Below are 14,559 nucleotides of genomic sequence, written 5' to 3'. Positions count from 1 at the left end.
AGGCTCAGAAGAAGCGGCCGGTCAGCGCGTGCACGATTCCGGCGCCGAGGAGCGAGCCGGCGCCGACACACGCGCAGAGGATTGCCTTGTGCTGCTGGCGTGAGCCCCGCGCGAGCGCGCGTGCGTCGAAGAGAAGCCACGAACCGAGGAGCAGCATGGCCGGGGCCACGACGAGCGCCTTTGGCCAGAGCTCTTTGGTGGTCCACGCATGCGCGTTGATGCCGATGCAGACCGCGCCCGCGAGCAGAAGGTAGGCGCCCATCATCCGAATCCCTTTCGGTTGGACGTTCGGGGGCCTTCGATCGGAGCGCATGACGGCCGGTGGCGAGAGCACGTCACGTGCCGACCCGTTCCGCGACGTCGCCCCGCAATCACTCGCGTTTTGCCGCCCCGAGAGAACGCGCCGTCACATCGACGTGTGAACGGCCGGCGACAAGCCTCAGTGTACGACGGCGGGGGCGAGCTCCAGCGTCGTGTCGATGCGCAGGTTCGACTGCGTCACGTGACGCTCGGCCTGGAAGAAGTCGAGCGGGTACTCCGTGCCGACTTGGAGGCCGATCGCGCTCGCGATGTCGGGCAGCGAGATCTCCTTCTCGAGCACCGAGTGGATGCCGCCGATGTTGATGACGAGCTGGTTGTTGATGAAGACGAACACGTCGTCGTCGCCCGTGAACTTGAACTTCTCGTTGCCGCGGTACGTGAACCGCGTGTGGAGCTCGACGGTGAAGTGATAGTTGTGCGGGTTGCCCTGGTTGCCGAAGCCGTCGGCCGTGGTCGCGTAGGCGGACCCGTCGTCGATCGGGAAGAACATCCTTCCCGAGTTCGCGTCCTTTGGGTCGAGCAGGATGCCGTCCTTCGCGCTGTCGTACGAGTACGTTCCGCTGGCCGTCTTCGTCAGCAGGAGAGGAACCTTGCGGACGACGTTCTTGCCCGGCGTGTCGTGGTACCACTCGTCGAACGCCGCCTTGCCGTGCGTCGTGCGGGTTTGGTTCTTGCCATCGAACATGCTCGCCGGGTTGTAAACGGGCTTGCCGTCAGCCCCGAGCGTGGCGGCGACGATGTCGAATTGGAACTGTGTGCCCGGAAACCATTTGTCCGTCGCTTCCGTCCACGAGCCCTGGTTCGGAAGCGAACCGGTGTTCTCGAAATCCGGATTCGTATTCGCTTCGTTGCCGTCCCACTTCTTGAAGTCGCGCACGATCGCTTCGAGGACGCCGGGCTCCGACGAGGATCCGCCACTGTCGCCGCTGCCAGGACCGGCTTCGTCTCCGAAGCCGGGGTTGCCGCTCGACCCACCGGTGCCGGGCGTCGACGCATCCTGCTTTCCGTCGCCGAACTCGGACTCGCCATCGGTGCTCCCGCATGCGGCGGCGGTCGCGAGAAGCGAAGCGGCGAGGGCAAGGCCAAGCGAACGAACGGCGCGAGAGGGCATGAGCCCATGCTACGGACCCGTCGGAAGCTTCGCCAATGTGGTCCTACGGCCGAGCTTCTGTCGACTACGAGAACGTGCGCGCGAGTCGCCGATAGACCGCCACGTGGGCTTGCACGCTTCGCTCGATTTCCCGCCCGTATCCTCCGCCGAGCGTGACAACGAGCGGAACGTCGAGGCGCTTGGCGAGGTCGAACACCATGGCGTCACGACGACTGAGTCCGTCGTGGGAGAGCGCCATTCGGCCGAGGCGATCGCCCGAAAGGCAATCGACGCCCGCCTGGTAGAAGAGGATCTCGGGGCGATGCGCGGCTACGCGATCGAGCGCGGGTGAGAGGGCCGCGAGATACGTCGCGTCGTCACACGCGTCGGGAAGGGGAACGTCGAGCGAGCTCGCTTCCTTGTGGAAGGGATAGTTCTTCTGCGCGTGCAGGCTCAACGTGAAGACGGCTGGATCGTTTTCGAAGATCGACGCCGTGCCGTTGCCCTGGTGCACGTCGAGGTCGACGACGGCTGCGCGACGAACTCCGTGATCGCGACGGGCCACCATGATGGCAACGGCGATGTCGTTGAAGACGCAAAACCCCTCGCCCCGATCGCGAAATGCGTGGTGCGTTCCTCCGGCGAGATGCCCGGCGGCGCCCTGCGAGAGCGCCCATGACAGGGCGGCGAGCGTACCGCCCACGCTGCGCAGCGAGCGGGTCACGAGCGACTCCGACCAGGGGAACCCCAACCGGCGGACGGCGCTCGTCTCGAGCTCTCCGTCGCGAACCGCGCGCACGTAGCTCGGTTCGTGCACGAGCGTGAGATCGGTCGTGCTCGCCGGGGCTCCGAGCATCAAGAGGTCGGGGTGCTCCGCCGCGAGCGTGTCGTGAATGCGCTGGTACTTGCCGAGCGGGAACTTGTGCCCGGGCGGTAGCGCCAGCGCATGAACGTTCTCGGTGAAGATCAGCCGCATCGGACGCCGAGAACCTTAGCGGCTCGACGTCCTTTCCGCGACCCGAGCGGTCAGGCGTCAACCGTCGTGGCGACGGCGACGGCCTCGTTGCGGCTCACGTCGGCCGCGACGGCCGCGAGCTTGTCGCGAATGCCGCTGACCGCGTCGGCGCCGAGCGGGAGGCGAAGCGTGGGAGAGCCCGCCGCGACCGCATCCACGATGGCGCGCGCGGCTTTGACGGGGTCGCCCGCTTGGGCGCCGTGGGACTGCGAGGTGAAGGCTCGCGTCGGTCCGACGGTCGAAGCGTAGGCGTCGATCGGCGGCATCCGGCGGAACCCGTGTCCGAAGAGCGACGTGCGAAACGCGCCGGGCTCGACGACGAGGACGCGAACACCGAAGGGCGCGACCTCGACGGACATCGCCTCCGAGAGCGCCTCGAGTGCGTGCTTCGCGGCGCAATAGGGCCCGAACCCCGGTGCCGTGATGAAGCCCCCCACGCTCGAGATCTGCACGATGGTTCCCGAACGCCGCTCCCGCATCTCCGGCAAGACCTCACGCGTCAGCGACGCCGCGCCGAAGAACATCAGTTCCATGGCGCTACGAAGCTCGTCGTCGCTCGTCTCCTCGACGGCTCCGACCATGCTGTAGCCGGCGTTGTTGACGAGAACGTCGATGCGTCCGAAGCGCTCGCGCGCCGAGGCAATGGCCGAACGGATCTCGTCGGTCTTCGTGACGTCGAGGCGCACGACGTGGACGCGATCAGGATTGGCCTTCGCCAGGTCTTCCATGACGCTCGGGGTGCGCACGGCCGCGACGACCTTGCCGCCGCGGGCCAGCACGTCGTCCACGATGGCTCGACCGAAGCCGGACGAGGCGCCCGTGATGAACCAAACCTGCGAAGCCGTGCTGTCGTTCTTCGTGCTCATGACTCGCTCCTCCGAGGCGGCGCCGTTCGCGCTCGCGCCTCGCTGACGAGACGAACCTACGGTTTGGTGAGCCCAAGCAAAAGGCGATGAATGTTGATGTGCTATGAAGGTCTTCTAACAAATGCGGGACGACCTCTCCGGCCTCACGGCGCTCCTGATCGTCGCTGAAAAGCGAAGCTTCACGGCGGCGGCAGCCGCGCTCCGGGTCACGCCTTCGGCGGTGAGCCAGAGCGTGCGTGCGCTCGAGGAGCGGCTCGGCGTTCGACTGCTCCAGCGCACGACGCGCAGCGTGGGCCTCACGGAAGCCGGAGAGCGCTTCGTGTCGCGTTTGAAGCCCGCCCTCGACGACGTCCAGGCTGCGTTCGAGTCGCTGAACGAGCTGCGTGATCGGCCGGCGGGCCTCTTGCGGCTGACGGTCCCGCGCGTCGTTTACGAGCAGGTCGTCGATCCCATCGTTCCGGCGTTCCTCGCCGCCTATCCGGAGATCCGGCTCGACGTGTCGATCAACGATGCCTTCGTGAACATCGTCGAGGAGGGCTTCGACGTCGGCATTCGGCTCGGTGAGATGCTCGATCGCGAGATGGTGGCCATGAAGATCGGCGGCGACCAGCGCATGGCGGTCGTCGGATCACACGCGTACTTCGCCGTTCGCGGAAAACCGAAGCACCCGCGAGAGCTCCTCACGCACGACTGCATCAATTACCGCTCGATCTCGCGCGGCGCCGTCTATCGCTGGGAGTTCACGGTGAACGGCGAAGACATCGACATCGGCGTCGAAGGCCGCTTCGTGGCCAACGACGTCCGCGCCATGGTGAACGCCGCCCTCGAGGGCGTGGGGCTCGCGTACGTCTTCGAGAGCGTCGTACGCGAGCACCTCGACGCCAAGCGGCTCGTGCGTGTGCTCGACGGGTTCTGTCCGCCGTTTCCCGGTTTCTTCCTCTACTACCCGAGCCGCTCGAACTTGAGTCCGAAGGTCCAGGCCTTCGCCTCGTTCATGAAGCCGCGCGTGCAGAAGAAGCCGAAGTAGCTCACGGCTCGAGCGACACCCACGAGGGCAGGGGCGACTGCACCCCGGGATGCCCGCCGTTCGACGGGTGAATCTGGATGTTGCCGCCGACGAGGTTGCCCTTCGTTTCGTAGACGACCGTGCCCGAGGCGAGGTTCGCCGGGTCGATGATCTTCCGAATCGTGAAGTGGTACGTGTCGACCATTCCGCCGTTCTTGGAGGGCTTGGGAACGCTGCCGGGCTCGCCGTGATCTTTGGCGACAACGTCGAACCAGTAGCCGTCTTCCCAGACGTCGTTCGAGCGCCAGCGCGCATGGCCGCCGAAATAGACCTGGTTCGAGGTGAGGCCCTTCTTTCCACCCGGCTGTCCGGGGCCCGGCTCGTCGACGTGACGGCAGAACAGGTACTCGGGTCGGCCGAGCGCATGATTGCCGGTGCCGTGATCGACGTGGTTCCAGTGGCCCTTCACCGTGCCGTCTTTCATCGGCTTGGCGTTGCCGCCGTAGTTGTCGTGACCGTCGGCCGGTGCAGGGGCACGAGGCTCGCCGCTTCGATGAATCCACCACCGGTGACCCAGCAGCCGCCTGCGTCGGGCGGAACGCAGTCACTCGACGACTCGTCGTCGGTCACGCACGCTCCGCACGGAGCAGGATGCGAGCCGGGTGCGCACGTCGGCTCGCTGAGGCACGACTTGTTCCCCTTGTCGTCCTTCGTGCAGTGATACGGCTTCTTCGTGCCGGGCGTTCCATCACTCGAAGTTCCGCCCGACGAGTTCTCGCCGCTCTGTCCGCTCGACGAACCTTTCTTCGCCTGCCCAGGGGGGACCTTGCAGTTCGGCTGCGTGCAGTCGCTCGAGCCGCCTGAGCTCCCCGAGCTCGACGTTCCGCCGTCGGCCGTGCTGCTCGAGGGATTGCAGTACGGAAGATCCTCGGTGTACGCGCACTCGTCGCTCCCGCCGCCACCACCATTGGACGCGCTGCCGGTTTGCGAACTGCCAGGCGGATTGCCATCGCTGGTTCCGCTTCCTGCGCCACCGCTTTCGGCCGAACCGCCGTTGGAATCGACAGGCGGATTGCCACTGCTCGTTCCGCTGCCGGCGCCCCCCGTTGAGGAGCTCCCCGTTTGCGAGCCGACGGGCCCCGAGGGCGGGCAGTCGGGGTTCGTCGAACCGGGGGCGCAGTCGTACGACGTGCTGCCCGTGCCGGCGTCGGCCGTTCCACTGCCTGCGCCGCCGGAGGGATCCGAAGGGCCGCCGACCACCAATGCAGACTGCACGCAGCGAATCGACTCGCCGCCGGGCACGTCTTCCTTTCCGCACGACCAGGCTTGGCCCGATGCGGGTGTCTCTTCCTTCGCGCATGCGGCAAACGAAGCCGCCGACGCGAGGAGGGCGAGGAGGGGCAGGACCGAGGCATGCTGGACGAGGCGCATGTCGACCGAGATTGCATCGGCGGTGCCGTTCGATTGGCCCTCGCCTGGCAATCCGCGGGACCAAGGAGGTCGACACCTCCAAGGTCCCGGAGATCAGCTGCGCATCACCCGCCTTCGTTGCCTGGCCATCGCCATTGCCAGGCAAGTTTCACGTCCTGGGATTTCGATCCTCCAGTTGCAGCCTGGAGCCATCGAGTCCCGTGCTCAGCCTGCGATCTCGCGAACGCCTTCGAGCAAGAGATCGATCTCGGCGGTGGTGTTGAAGAGGTGCGGGCTCGCACGCACCGTGCCCGGCAAGTGCGTGCGGGCATGGAGCACGTGCGTGCAGTGGAAGCCGGCCGACACGCAGACGCCGAACATGTCGCAGAGCGCGCGCGCGACGCTCTCCTGCGTCATCGCGGGGGCATCGACCACGAAGGTGGCGAGCGCGATGCGCTTCTCGACCGGGAGCTTCTTGGCGAGAACGCGCACGCCCTTGATGTCGGACAGGCCCTCGAACAGGTACTTGCTCATCGCGATGTCGTGCTCGCGAATCGCATCCATGCCGATGGCGCGCATCCACTTCACGGCAGCGCCGAAGCCGATCGTCGCTTCGATGGCGGGCGTGCCGGCTTCGAACTTGAACGGCGCGTCGCGCGGGATGAAGCCGCCCACGTCGATGTCGTTGTTCAGCGAGATCATGCCGCCGCCGACCTGGTAGAGCGGGCACTTCGCGAGGAAGTCCTTCTTGCTCCAGAGGAGGCCAACGCCCGACGGGCCGAAAGCCTTGTGGCTCGAGGCGGCGAGGAAGTCGACGCCAAGCTTGTTCACGTCGAGCGGCAAGTGCGAGAGCGACTGCGCCGCGTCGAGGAGGACGGGAACGCCGTGCTCGTGCGCGATGCGAACGACCTCTTCGACCGGGGCGATGGCACCCGTCACGTTGGAGACGTGACCAATCGAGACGAGCTTCGTCTTCTTGGTGATGAGCGACGCGAGCGTCTCCCAGCGCGGAACGCCGTCCTCGTCGATCGGCATCGGCACGGGCTTGCCGTGCACGCGCCAGGGGATCCAGTTCGCGTGGTGCTCGCTCGCGGGGAAGACGACCTCGTCTTCGGGGCCGAGCTCGAGACCGTTGGCGACGAAGTTGATGGCCTCGGTGGTGCCGCGAACGAGGACGATCTCGTTCGGCGTCGCGCCGATGAGGGAGGCGACTTCACGGCGCGCTTCGTCGAAGAGGCGCGTGGCTTCTTCGCCGAGGCTGTGGACGCCGCGATGCACGTTGGCCGTCGAACGCTCCAAGACGTTGACGACCGCGTCGATGACCGAGCGCGGCTTCGGCGTCGTCGAAGCGTTGTCGAGGAAGACGACGGGGCGTCCGTCGAACTCGCGCTTCAGCAGCGGGAATTCGGGGCGAACGCGTTCGGCATGGCGATCGATCGTGTCCTTCATGATGCGGCTCCATCGAACGATGAAGAGAGTGCGAGCGGAATGTGACGACGAGAAGTGTGGTACTTGCCGTTGGGCTCGGCGGCGATGGCGGTGGCCGATCGCGCCGTGACGGTCATGCCGGTGGCGAGCGTCGCGAGGGCATCGCGAGCCGCGTCAGCCGAGCCGCCGACGACTTCGATCTCCACCGCGTTCGGCTCGCGCTGCGTGACCTGGTACGCGCGGAGCGAGAGCGGCGCCAGCGCGCGATCCATCGCGGCAGGCGTGAGGATGGCGCCGTCGGGGCGAACGACGGCGTCGTCGAGCTTTCCGGACACGCGCGCAATGGGCGAGACCGTGGTGTAGCGCGGCGCGCCTTCCGCCACTTCGACGAGGTCGCCGAGGACGTAGCGGACGAGCGGCTGCACGTCGCGATCGAGCGTGGTCACGACGACCAGCGCCACGTTCTCGGCGCCTGGCGTCTCCACCTTCGCGGGCAGGAGCTCCACGTGGGTGGTGCTCGGTGCATGATGCAACTTCTTGTCTTCGGCTTCGACGAAGAGAATGCCCGCCTCGCGAGCGCCGAAGACGTCGACCACGTGATCGTGCACCTTGCCGATGGCTTCACGGTGCGCCGACGTGGTGAGCGCGCGCGTGAGGGCGACGAAGCCCTTCACGTCGAGCTTGCGACCGAGGCTGATCGCGTGGCGTGCGAGCACGTCGAGGTAGAACGGATCGGCGAGGAGGCCGACGGTTCCGTGGAGCGCGAGCTCGTCGAGCATGCGCGTCATGACGCTCTCGGTCCAGAACGCGGGATCCTGGCGCGAGTTGAGGTGGAGGCGCGCGCCCTCGAGGCGATCCTCGTACGACGGGTCGCCCGCGCCGCACGAGCCGGTGCCACGTTCGGGAACCCACAAGACGGAGTCGCGGTAGGCGCCCATCTCGCCGGCCATCGCGCTCAGCATGCGCGGGTTCACGCGAAGCGCGCGGTCTTCCTGGCGTCGCCACCAGGCGCCGTCCCAGAGGATGCGCGTGCGTGCGTCGCCGCTGCCGGTCTCGACGACGCTGATCTTTCCCTCCGCCATTTCGGCGCGGACGTCGCGTCCTTCGGGGAGCCACGCCTTGGGAAGCGTCGCGCGGATCTTCGCGGGCGTGAGGAGCGGCAGCTTCGGCAGCACCTCGGCGAGCGTCGCGTCTTCCCCCGGCGCGGGCGCGGCGAGTCCGAGCTTCGCGTAGAAGGGGACGGTCGCGAGCGCCTGCCGAATGGCGCGCACGGTGCGCGCTTCGTGCTGCTCGTCGCGAACAGGTGGGGGGGGCGAAAGCTCCGCGCGCTTCTGCGGCGAAGAGATCGAAAGCAGCGTGCCTCCGTCCGATCTCATGATGGCCGCGCAGATAGCACAGAGCGCTTCGTGGCGAATCGGGGGCAGCTGCGTAAAACGCAGTTCGTCTGCACGACGCGATGCGGCAGGACGGTCGCGCTCCGAGCGCCCGGAGTAGGGGGATCACACCCAAGCTCGGCAGATGCACGGGGTGTGCAGATCGGTATACTTGAGCGGATGGATCGTCCTTCAAAAGCGCCTCCCGCGAACAACGCGCGTTATGGCGGCGGCGACGATCGAACTCCCGCGACCTCTTCCGTTCCGCCCGCGCTACGCGCCGGATTGGTCATCGCCGACAAGTACGAGCTCGTCTGTAAGCTCGGCACCGGCTCGATGGGCGAAGTTTGGAGTGCGCGCCACGCGTCGCTCGACGAGCTCGTCGCCATCAAGCTCGTGATGCGCGATCACGATCATCAAGACGGCAGCTCCGCGTCCGCACGCTTCCTCGTCGAAGCGCGCTGTGCCGCGGCGCTCTCGCGCAAGACTCGTCACGTGGTGAGCGTGACCGATCATGGTGACGACCCTCCGCTGGCCTACCTCGTCATGGAGCTGCTCGCCGGGCCCTCGCTCGACAGCTACCTCGAGGCGCAGGGGACGCTCTCCGTCGAGCGAGCCGCGGAGTTCGTTTCCCAGCTCGCTCGCGGCATCGACGTTGCGCACGAAGACGGCATCGTGCATCGCGACCTCAAACCTTCGAACGTCGTCGTCGCCGCGGACGAAGAAGGCGAGTACCTCCTCAAGATCCTCGACTTCGGAATCGCCAAGGTCCAACGCCAGCGCCGTTCTCCGAACGCGACCCAGCGTGGCGTCGTCATTGGAACGCCCGCCTTCATGAGCCCCGAGCAATCACGAGGGCAACCCGACATCGACCATCGCGCCGACGTCTGGGCCCTGGCCGTCATCGCCTACGTGATGCTCACGGGCGAGCTGCCGTTCGACGGCGAGTCGGCCGAGGACATCATGCTGCGCCTCTCGCTCGTCGATCCGATTCCGGTGCATGCTCGTCGTGCCGATCTTCCTCCGCGCTTCGCGGACTTCTTCGCGCGCGCCTTCGACGTACGCCTCGAACGCCGCTTTTCCAGCGCCGGTGAGCTCGCCGAAGCTTTCTGCGACGTCGCAAACGGTGTGGAATCCCCCTCGTTCCTTCGCTCCAAGGGGGACGAAGAGACCGCGATCGAGGCCGCGGGCGTGCCCCCATCGTTCACGCGGCCCGCGCTTCTTTTGGGCGGCTTCGCGCTCCTGCTCGCCGCGACGGCTTTCTTCGTGACCATGCGATGGGCGGCGGCGGAAGAGCGAAAGGCGGCGGCCCTCGTGATGCCGCCGGGGCCCCTTGCGACGAGCGAGTCGCTCGCTCCGCCATCGTTCGAGCTGCCCGTCGCGGATGCCGATCTGCCGCCACACCATCGCGTGACGTCCGTGGCATCGGCGAAGTCTGCGCACCAGGAACCCTCCGTACCCATTGTGCTTCCTGCGCCCGTCTCGTCACCGCGCGCGGTTCGCGGGGACAAGTCCGACATCTTCTGACGACGCGAAAACTTGGCCCGCTGCTCTCCGTTCCGATAGCGGAAGCACATGCGCAAGGCAGCGGTTTCGATGGTCCTGTTGCTTGCGGCCTGCGGCGGACAAGTCGCCGAGCCGTCTCCCAACGCGCAAGGTGCGTCGTCGACGAACGAGCCGCCGTCCAGCGACACGCCCAGCGTCGGCGCGCCGGCTGGGCGGACGGGCCCCGAGAGCGTCGCCTCAGACGTGGGCATTCCTTCGGCCCTCGCGCTGTCGTCGACGTCGGCCGTCTTCACGACCCGCAACACGTTCGTCGGAGGCGAGCTCGTCGAAGCCGGCGCGCTCTTCGTCGCCGACAAGCGCGTTGGACCGGCGCTCATGATCTCCGTCGATCGCCAGGGCGCAACCTACGATGCGCTCGCCATCGACGAACACGATGCCTTCGTAGGCACGAGCGATGGGCGCCTCGTGCGCGTTCCGCTCATGGGCGGCGAGCCGGCGACCGTCGCCGACATCGAGGCGTCTCCCGTGGCCCTCTCGCTGTCCGGTGACTACGTGTATTTCGCACGCGAAACCGGTGAGGTCGGTCGCGTGGCCAAGGCCGGCGGCGCGCCCGAAGCACTCGCGACCGTCGAAGGTGCGGTGCGAGGCGTCGAAGCGGACGCCAACGCGGTCTACGTCGCGACGGGCCCCACCGACGCGAAGCCTGCGGCAGGTGGAATCGTGCGCGTCGGCCTCGACACGCACGCCCCCGAGCTCCTCGCGTCCTCGGGCGAGCCGTGTGCACTCATCCGTGATGGGGAGCATCTGTTCTGGACGAGCCGTCCCGCCTCGGCCGGCGGGCCGGCGATGAAGGGCGAAGTGCGCAAGCTCTCGCTCGAAGGTAACGCCGTGGCAACCGTGGCGGCCGGAACGTTCACGGCTTGCGCCATCGCTTCGGACGACCAGAACCTTTGGTTCGCGACGACGGCTCCCGCCGCGGCGTTTCCGGTGCGTTCCGGCGACGGCAGCGCGGCCGGCTCCGGCCTCATGCGAGCGCCCATCGCCGGCGGCGATCCCGTGGTGGTCGATGGCGCCGGGAGCGCGCTCGCTCAGCCGGGCGCTGTCGCGGTCGATGCGACGCACGTGTACTGGCTGACCGACAAGGCTGTGCTCCGCCTCGCCAAGTGAAGTATTTCGAGGCGCTTTACGTTGCGGTAGCGCTACTCCGATCGCCGCAGTGCGCTAGGCTGCCGTCGTGTCCTGGCACATCGATTCGTGGAAAGACCGTCCGCACGCACAAGAAATTGCCTACGACGACGCCGATAGCGTCCAGTCGGTGGTTTCGAAGCTTCGTCAGCTTCCTCCTCTGGTGACGTCCTGGGAGGTCGAGCGCCTCAAGCAGCACATCGCCGAGGCGCAGGAGGGCAAGCGCTTTCTCCTGCAGGGCGGCGACTGCGCCGAGACGCTCGCGGACTGCCAGCCGGGCATCATCACGAACAAGCTGAAGATCCTTCTTCAGATGTCGCTCGTTCTCGTGCACGCCGCGAAGAAGCCGGTGGTGCGTGTCGGGCGCCTCGCCGGCCAGTACGCGAAGCCGCGCAGCAAGGCGACCGAGGAACGCGACGGCCTGTCGCTCCCGAGCTACTTCGGTGACCTTGTCAACCGCCCGGAGTTCACCGCCGAGGCGCGTCGTGCCGATCCGCGCGCGATGCTCGATGCCTACGGGCACTCGGCGCTCACGCTCAACTTCGTGCGCTCCCTTTCGGCCGGCGGCTTCGCCGACCTTCACCACCCCGAGTACTGGGACCTCGCCTTCCTCTCGCGTGCGGACCTGCCGCTGGCGCTCCGCGAGGAATACATCCAGACCTCGCACCGCCTGTCCGAGGCCCTCCGCTTCATGGAGGCCTTGGGCGAGACGACGGTCGACGAGCTCACGCGCGTCGAGTTCTTCACGAGCCACGAGGGCCTGAACCTCCATTACGAGTCTGCGCAGACCCGCCGGGTTCCTCGTCGCGAGGGCCACTACCTCCTGACCACGCACCTGCCCTGGATCGGCGAGCGAACCCGCGAGATTGACGGAGCGCACGTCGAGTTCTTCCGCGGTATCCAGAACGTGGTCGGCGTGAAGCTCGGTCCGAAGGTCGACCCGAAGGATGCCATCCGGCTCTTCTCCCGCCTCAACCCGGAGAACGAAGCTGGGAAGCTCGTCGCCATCACGCGCATGGGCGCCGCGCACGTCCAGCAGTCCCTCGCCCCCCTCGTCGACGCCGTTCGCAACGCTGGGATTCGCGTGCTGTGGGTCTGCGACCCGATGCACGGCAACACGAAGTCGACGAACTCGGGCCTCAAGACCCGGAGCTTCGACGACATCCTCTTCGAGATCGAGCAGTCGTTCGCCGTCCACCACGACTCGGGCACGTTCCTCGGCGGCGTGCACTTCGAGCTCACGGGCGACGATGTCACCGAGTGCATCGGCGGCGGCCTGACCGAAGAGGATCTCGACAAGAACTACGCGAGCGTTTGCGACCCCCGCCTCAACTACCGGCAGGCCCTCGAGATGGCGTTCCGCGTCGGTCAGTGGATGGGGAAGCGCCGTAAGTAACGCGGGGCGAACGCGCGAGGTGCTTGCCGCAAGTAGCAACCGCGTGCCGATCAAGTTGAAAATCGAGGTCCACAGAGCTCGATGCGAAGCTCGACGCGAAGCTCAACCGTATTCGGCTTCGACACCTCGTCGTGATCGACGAGTCGCGTACTTGGCGCATTTGCGGCTGATTGGTCGTTCAGGTGTGTCGCGAAAACGACACCCCTCGCCTTGACCGATCCCGGAGGCGCATTGTAGCGATGTAGCACACTGCGAGACGGTCCCCCGTGGAGGGTTCTTCACCCGGGACTTTCGTGTGGCAGCGCGGTTCGTTTTTCGCGCTGTCTCTCGGGCCCATCACCGAATCACAGGGCCTTCGCGGCAGTGACTGTTTCAGGAGAGGTTCAAAAGAACGCGCATGGGTAGTCGGATGACATGGCCACAGATTCGTATGAGTGATGCGTATCGGGGCCGCTGGGTTGCGCTCGACAACTGCCGATACGACGCGAGAACCGCTCAGCCCGTGGAGGGCACCATCGTCGATGCCGACGAGGACTTGGCCGAGCTCTGCACGCGAATCCGCCAGAACGAGAGCCGCCACTGCGCGATTCTGTTCTGCGACGAGAGCAGCGCCGAGGAGACGCCGATTCCGTCGAGCGTCCGCCGCTCGTCGTACCCGTCGACGCACTAGGCTTTTTTAGGTTTTGGCGAGCGTTCGACATCCGAACGCTCCACGGCCCGCCGCCATTCCGCTGCCTGCCGTTCCGCTGCCAAATTTCGGCCAGATTTCGAGCTGATTTCGAATCATCGCCCGCCCGCCAGCGACCTCGTAGGTAGCCAAGCGTGGCGGGCGATGTTCGTTCGAGCTCCAGCTATTCGTCCTTCTTGGGACGCTGCCCTTGGCTCGGAAGGGGAAGGGGCGCACGCGGTCGGATCTGCGGCCGTTGGCCCTCCGGGATGGGCGCTCCGCGAGGCGGCACTCCCTGGCCATCGGCCTGACGGGGAGGCGAGATGGGAACGGGCCGCGCGACCGGCGCGACCGGGACACGTGCGGCGGAGCTCGGTGTAGGCCCCGGCTGGCGGGCGGGCGACAGGTTCGGGGCTCGAGCCGGCGGGCTCGGCGCGGTCATCGGCGTGGCGTCGATGAGGGGGTCGGACGCGTATTGCTGGGCGACCGGATAGCGGCCCGTGGACGCAGCGGACGACGTTGGGGGCGCAGGCGCGGGCGCCGGTGCCCGGGCCGGCGCTTGATTCGGCGGAGGCGCTTCGCCTGCTCGACGGACGACGACCCTCGGCTTGGCGCCCGGAGGGAGCGCCGCGGGGGCGGGCACGCGGGCGGGCTGACCGGCCAGCGGTGCGGCCGGCGTGTACGGGCGAGCAACCCGCGTGGCGGCCGCCGGGGTCTGGGCCGGGGCCGGCGCTCGCTCGACGACGCCCCGAGGATTCTGGATGACGACGCTCGCAGGGTGCTGTGCCGGCTGGAGCGAGCGGGTCACGGCCGGGGGCACCGTATCCAATGCTGCTCGCTCATAGGCGACCGCTGCCGCATCGGCCTCCGCGAGGACCGCGTCGAGGTCGTCTCCGTCGAGTTCGAAATCCGTGAGGTCGACCTCCACCGACGCGTCCGCGCTCGGAGCATCTTCCCCGAAGCGCTGTTTGGCGCGTCGCACGTCGCGCTTGTAGGTGCCTTCCTCGATCTGGCGGCAGATGCGCACCCAGTACATCGAGTACGTGTTGTACTTCTGCGTGACGACGTTGAACTTGAAGCGCAGGGCCGTGTTTCGGATTTGCTCTTTCCGAAGCACGGCGAAGCGGCGGTCCACGTCTTTGCGCGGAACCATCGGCTCGAGCTTCTCGAAGCCGAGGAAGTACTGCTCGTAGAGCACGCGGAGCCGGTCGACTCGCTCCTCGAGCTCCCCGATGGCGACTTCTTGCTCCTTCGTGTCCACGTTTTGCTCGCGCCGCTCGTGCTCGTCCTGTTTGG

At 67.1% G+C, this 14,559-nt stretch carries 14 protein-coding genes; 5 read left to right on the top strand and 9 right to left on the bottom strand.

The genetic code is table 11. The annotated features are described in order from the left end of the window. Positions 1-4: 4 nt before the first annotated feature. From AKJ09_RS13420 to AKJ09_RS13405, 4 genes are all read right to left on the bottom strand, one after another. On the bottom strand, positions 5-265 hold the full coding sequence (locus AKJ09_RS13420) for a hypothetical protein (RefSeq protein ID WP_146647595.1): 261 nt from the start codon (positions 263-265) through the stop codon (positions 5-7). Positions 266-439: 174 nt separating this feature from the next. Beyond that, entirely contained in the window at positions 440-1,432 is a 993-nt protein-coding gene (locus AKJ09_RS13415; RefSeq protein ID WP_146647594.1) for a fibro-slime domain-containing protein, read from the bottom strand. Positions 1,433-1,496: 64 nt separating this feature from the next. Continuing rightward, positions 1,497-2,387 (bottom strand): histone deacetylase family protein, encoded by an 891-nt coding sequence (locus tag AKJ09_RS13410; protein ID WP_146647593.1) that lies wholly within the window; start codon positions 2,385-2,387, stop codon positions 1,497-1,499. Positions 2,388-2,437: 50 nt separating this feature from the next. Next, on the bottom strand, positions 2,438-3,292 hold the full coding sequence (locus tag AKJ09_RS13405; RefSeq protein WP_146647592.1) for an oxidoreductase: 855 nt from the start codon (positions 3,290-3,292) through the stop codon (positions 2,438-2,440). Between the two features lie 121 nt (positions 3,293-3,413). Between AKJ09_RS13405 and AKJ09_RS13400 the strand changes: the two genes are divergently transcribed. After that, positions 3,414-4,319, top strand: a complete 906-nt coding sequence (locus AKJ09_RS13400) for a LysR family transcriptional regulator (RefSeq protein ID WP_146647591.1) — start codon at positions 3,414-3,416, stop codon at positions 4,317-4,319. Between the two features lies 1 nt (position 4,320). On the opposite strand, the gene AKJ09_RS13395 is transcribed toward AKJ09_RS13400, so the two are convergent. The 4 genes from AKJ09_RS13395 to AKJ09_RS52955 form a co-directional block, all read right to left on the bottom strand. Next, the gene (locus AKJ09_RS13395) at positions 4,321-4,782 is read right to left on the bottom strand and encodes a hypothetical protein (RefSeq protein WP_146647590.1); all 462 of its coding nucleotides are present in this window, start codon (positions 4,780-4,782) and stop codon (positions 4,321-4,323) included. Then, positions 4,779-5,729, bottom strand: coding sequence for a hypothetical protein (locus tag AKJ09_RS13390; protein WP_146647589.1), 951 nt, complete (start codon positions 5,727-5,729; stop codon positions 4,779-4,781). Before AKJ09_RS13390 ends, AKJ09_RS13395 begins: the two co-directional genes overlap by 4 nt. Before the next feature lie 204 nt (positions 5,730-5,933). After that, on the bottom strand, positions 5,934-7,157 hold the full coding sequence (locus AKJ09_RS13385) for an aminotransferase class V-fold PLP-dependent enzyme (protein ID WP_146647588.1): 1,224 nt from the start codon (positions 7,155-7,157) through the stop codon (positions 5,934-5,936). Further along, positions 7,154-8,512 (bottom strand): phenylacetate--CoA ligase family protein, encoded by a 1,359-nt coding sequence (locus AKJ09_RS52955; RefSeq protein WP_169927514.1) that lies wholly within the window; start codon positions 8,510-8,512, stop codon positions 7,154-7,156. The genes AKJ09_RS13385 and AKJ09_RS52955 overlap by 4 nt, the downstream gene beginning before the upstream one ends. A 177-nt stretch (positions 8,513-8,689) precedes the next feature. On the opposite strand from AKJ09_RS52955, the gene AKJ09_RS52950 reads away from it, so the two are divergent. The 4 genes from AKJ09_RS52950 to AKJ09_RS13360 all read left to right on the top strand — a co-directional run bounded on the left by AKJ09_RS52950 (position 8,690) and on the right by AKJ09_RS13360 (position 13,266). After that, a complete protein-coding gene (locus AKJ09_RS52950; RefSeq protein ID WP_169927513.1) occupies positions 8,690-10,036 on the top strand; it encodes a serine/threonine-protein kinase in 1,347 nt (448 codons plus the stop codon). 48 nt (positions 10,037-10,084) lie between these two features. Continuing rightward, positions 10,085-11,182, top strand: a complete 1,098-nt coding sequence (locus tag AKJ09_RS13370) for a hypothetical protein (RefSeq protein ID WP_146647585.1) — start codon at positions 10,085-10,087, stop codon at positions 11,180-11,182. A 67-nt stretch (positions 11,183-11,249) separates the two neighbouring features. Beyond that, positions 11,250-12,596 carry a 3-deoxy-7-phosphoheptulonate synthase class II gene (locus AKJ09_RS13365; RefSeq protein WP_146647584.1) on the top strand — a complete coding sequence of 449 codons (1,347 nt, stop codon included), beginning with the start codon at positions 11,250-11,252 and terminating at the stop codon, positions 12,594-12,596. A 409-nt stretch (positions 12,597-13,005) separates the two neighbouring features. After that, positions 13,006-13,266 carry a hypothetical protein gene (locus AKJ09_RS13360; RefSeq protein WP_146647583.1) on the top strand — a complete coding sequence of 87 codons (261 nt, stop codon included), beginning with the start codon at positions 13,006-13,008 and terminating at the stop codon, positions 13,264-13,266. 181 nt (positions 13,267-13,447) lie between these two features. Here the strand turns inward: AKJ09_RS13360 and AKJ09_RS13355 are convergent, their stop codons facing one another. Then, positions 13,448-14,524, bottom strand: a complete 1,077-nt coding sequence (locus AKJ09_RS13355) for a hypothetical protein (RefSeq protein WP_146647582.1) — start codon at positions 14,522-14,524, stop codon at positions 13,448-13,450. Between the last annotated feature and the right edge of the window lie 35 nt (positions 14,525-14,559).

Source organism: Labilithrix luteola (assembly GCF_001263205.1).
GTDB classification, from domain to species: domain Bacteria; phylum Myxococcota_A; class Polyangia; order Polyangiales; family Polyangiaceae; genus Labilithrix; species Labilithrix luteola.
This window is presented reverse-complemented; position numbering and strand designations above follow the sequence as displayed.

Excerpts from the sequence above, each read along its gene's own strand:
- AKJ09_RS13420 (WP_146647595.1), bottom strand. The coding sequence starts at position 265 with ATGATGGGCGCCTACCTTCTGCTCGCGGGCGCGGTCTGCATCGGCATC.
- AKJ09_RS13415 (WP_146647594.1), bottom strand. The coding sequence starts at position 1,432 with ATGCCCTCTCGCGCCGTTCGTTCGCTTGGCCTTGCCCTCGCCGCTTCG.
- AKJ09_RS13410 (WP_146647593.1), bottom strand. The coding sequence starts at position 2,387 with ATGCGGCTGATCTTCACCGAGAACGTTCATGCGCTGGCGCTACCGCCC.
- AKJ09_RS13405 (WP_146647592.1), bottom strand. The coding sequence starts at position 3,292 with ATGAGCACGAAGAACGACAGCACGGCTTCGCAGGTTTGGTTCATCACG.
- AKJ09_RS13400 (WP_146647591.1), top strand. The coding sequence starts at position 3,414 with ATGCGGGACGACCTCTCCGGCCTCACGGCGCTCCTGATCGTCGCTGAA.
- AKJ09_RS13395 (WP_146647590.1), bottom strand. The coding sequence starts at position 4,782 with ATGAAAGACGGCACGGTGAAGGGCCACTGGAACCACGTCGATCACGGC.
- AKJ09_RS13390 (WP_146647589.1), bottom strand. The coding sequence starts at position 5,729 with ATGCGCCTCGTCCAGCATGCCTCGGTCCTGCCCCTCCTCGCCCTCCTC.
- AKJ09_RS13385 (WP_146647588.1), bottom strand. The coding sequence starts at position 7,157 with ATGAAGGACACGATCGATCGCCATGCCGAACGCGTTCGCCCCGAATTC.
- AKJ09_RS52955 (WP_169927514.1), bottom strand. The coding sequence starts at position 8,512 with ATGAGATCGGACGGAGGCACGCTGCTTTCGATCTCTTCGCCGCAGAAG.
- AKJ09_RS52950 (WP_169927513.1), top strand. The coding sequence starts at position 8,690 with ATGGATCGTCCTTCAAAAGCGCCTCCCGCGAACAACGCGCGTTATGGC.
- AKJ09_RS13370 (WP_146647585.1), top strand. The coding sequence starts at position 10,085 with ATGCGCAAGGCAGCGGTTTCGATGGTCCTGTTGCTTGCGGCCTGCGGC.
- AKJ09_RS13360 (WP_146647583.1), top strand. The coding sequence starts at position 13,006 with ATGACATGGCCACAGATTCGTATGAGTGATGCGTATCGGGGCCGCTGG.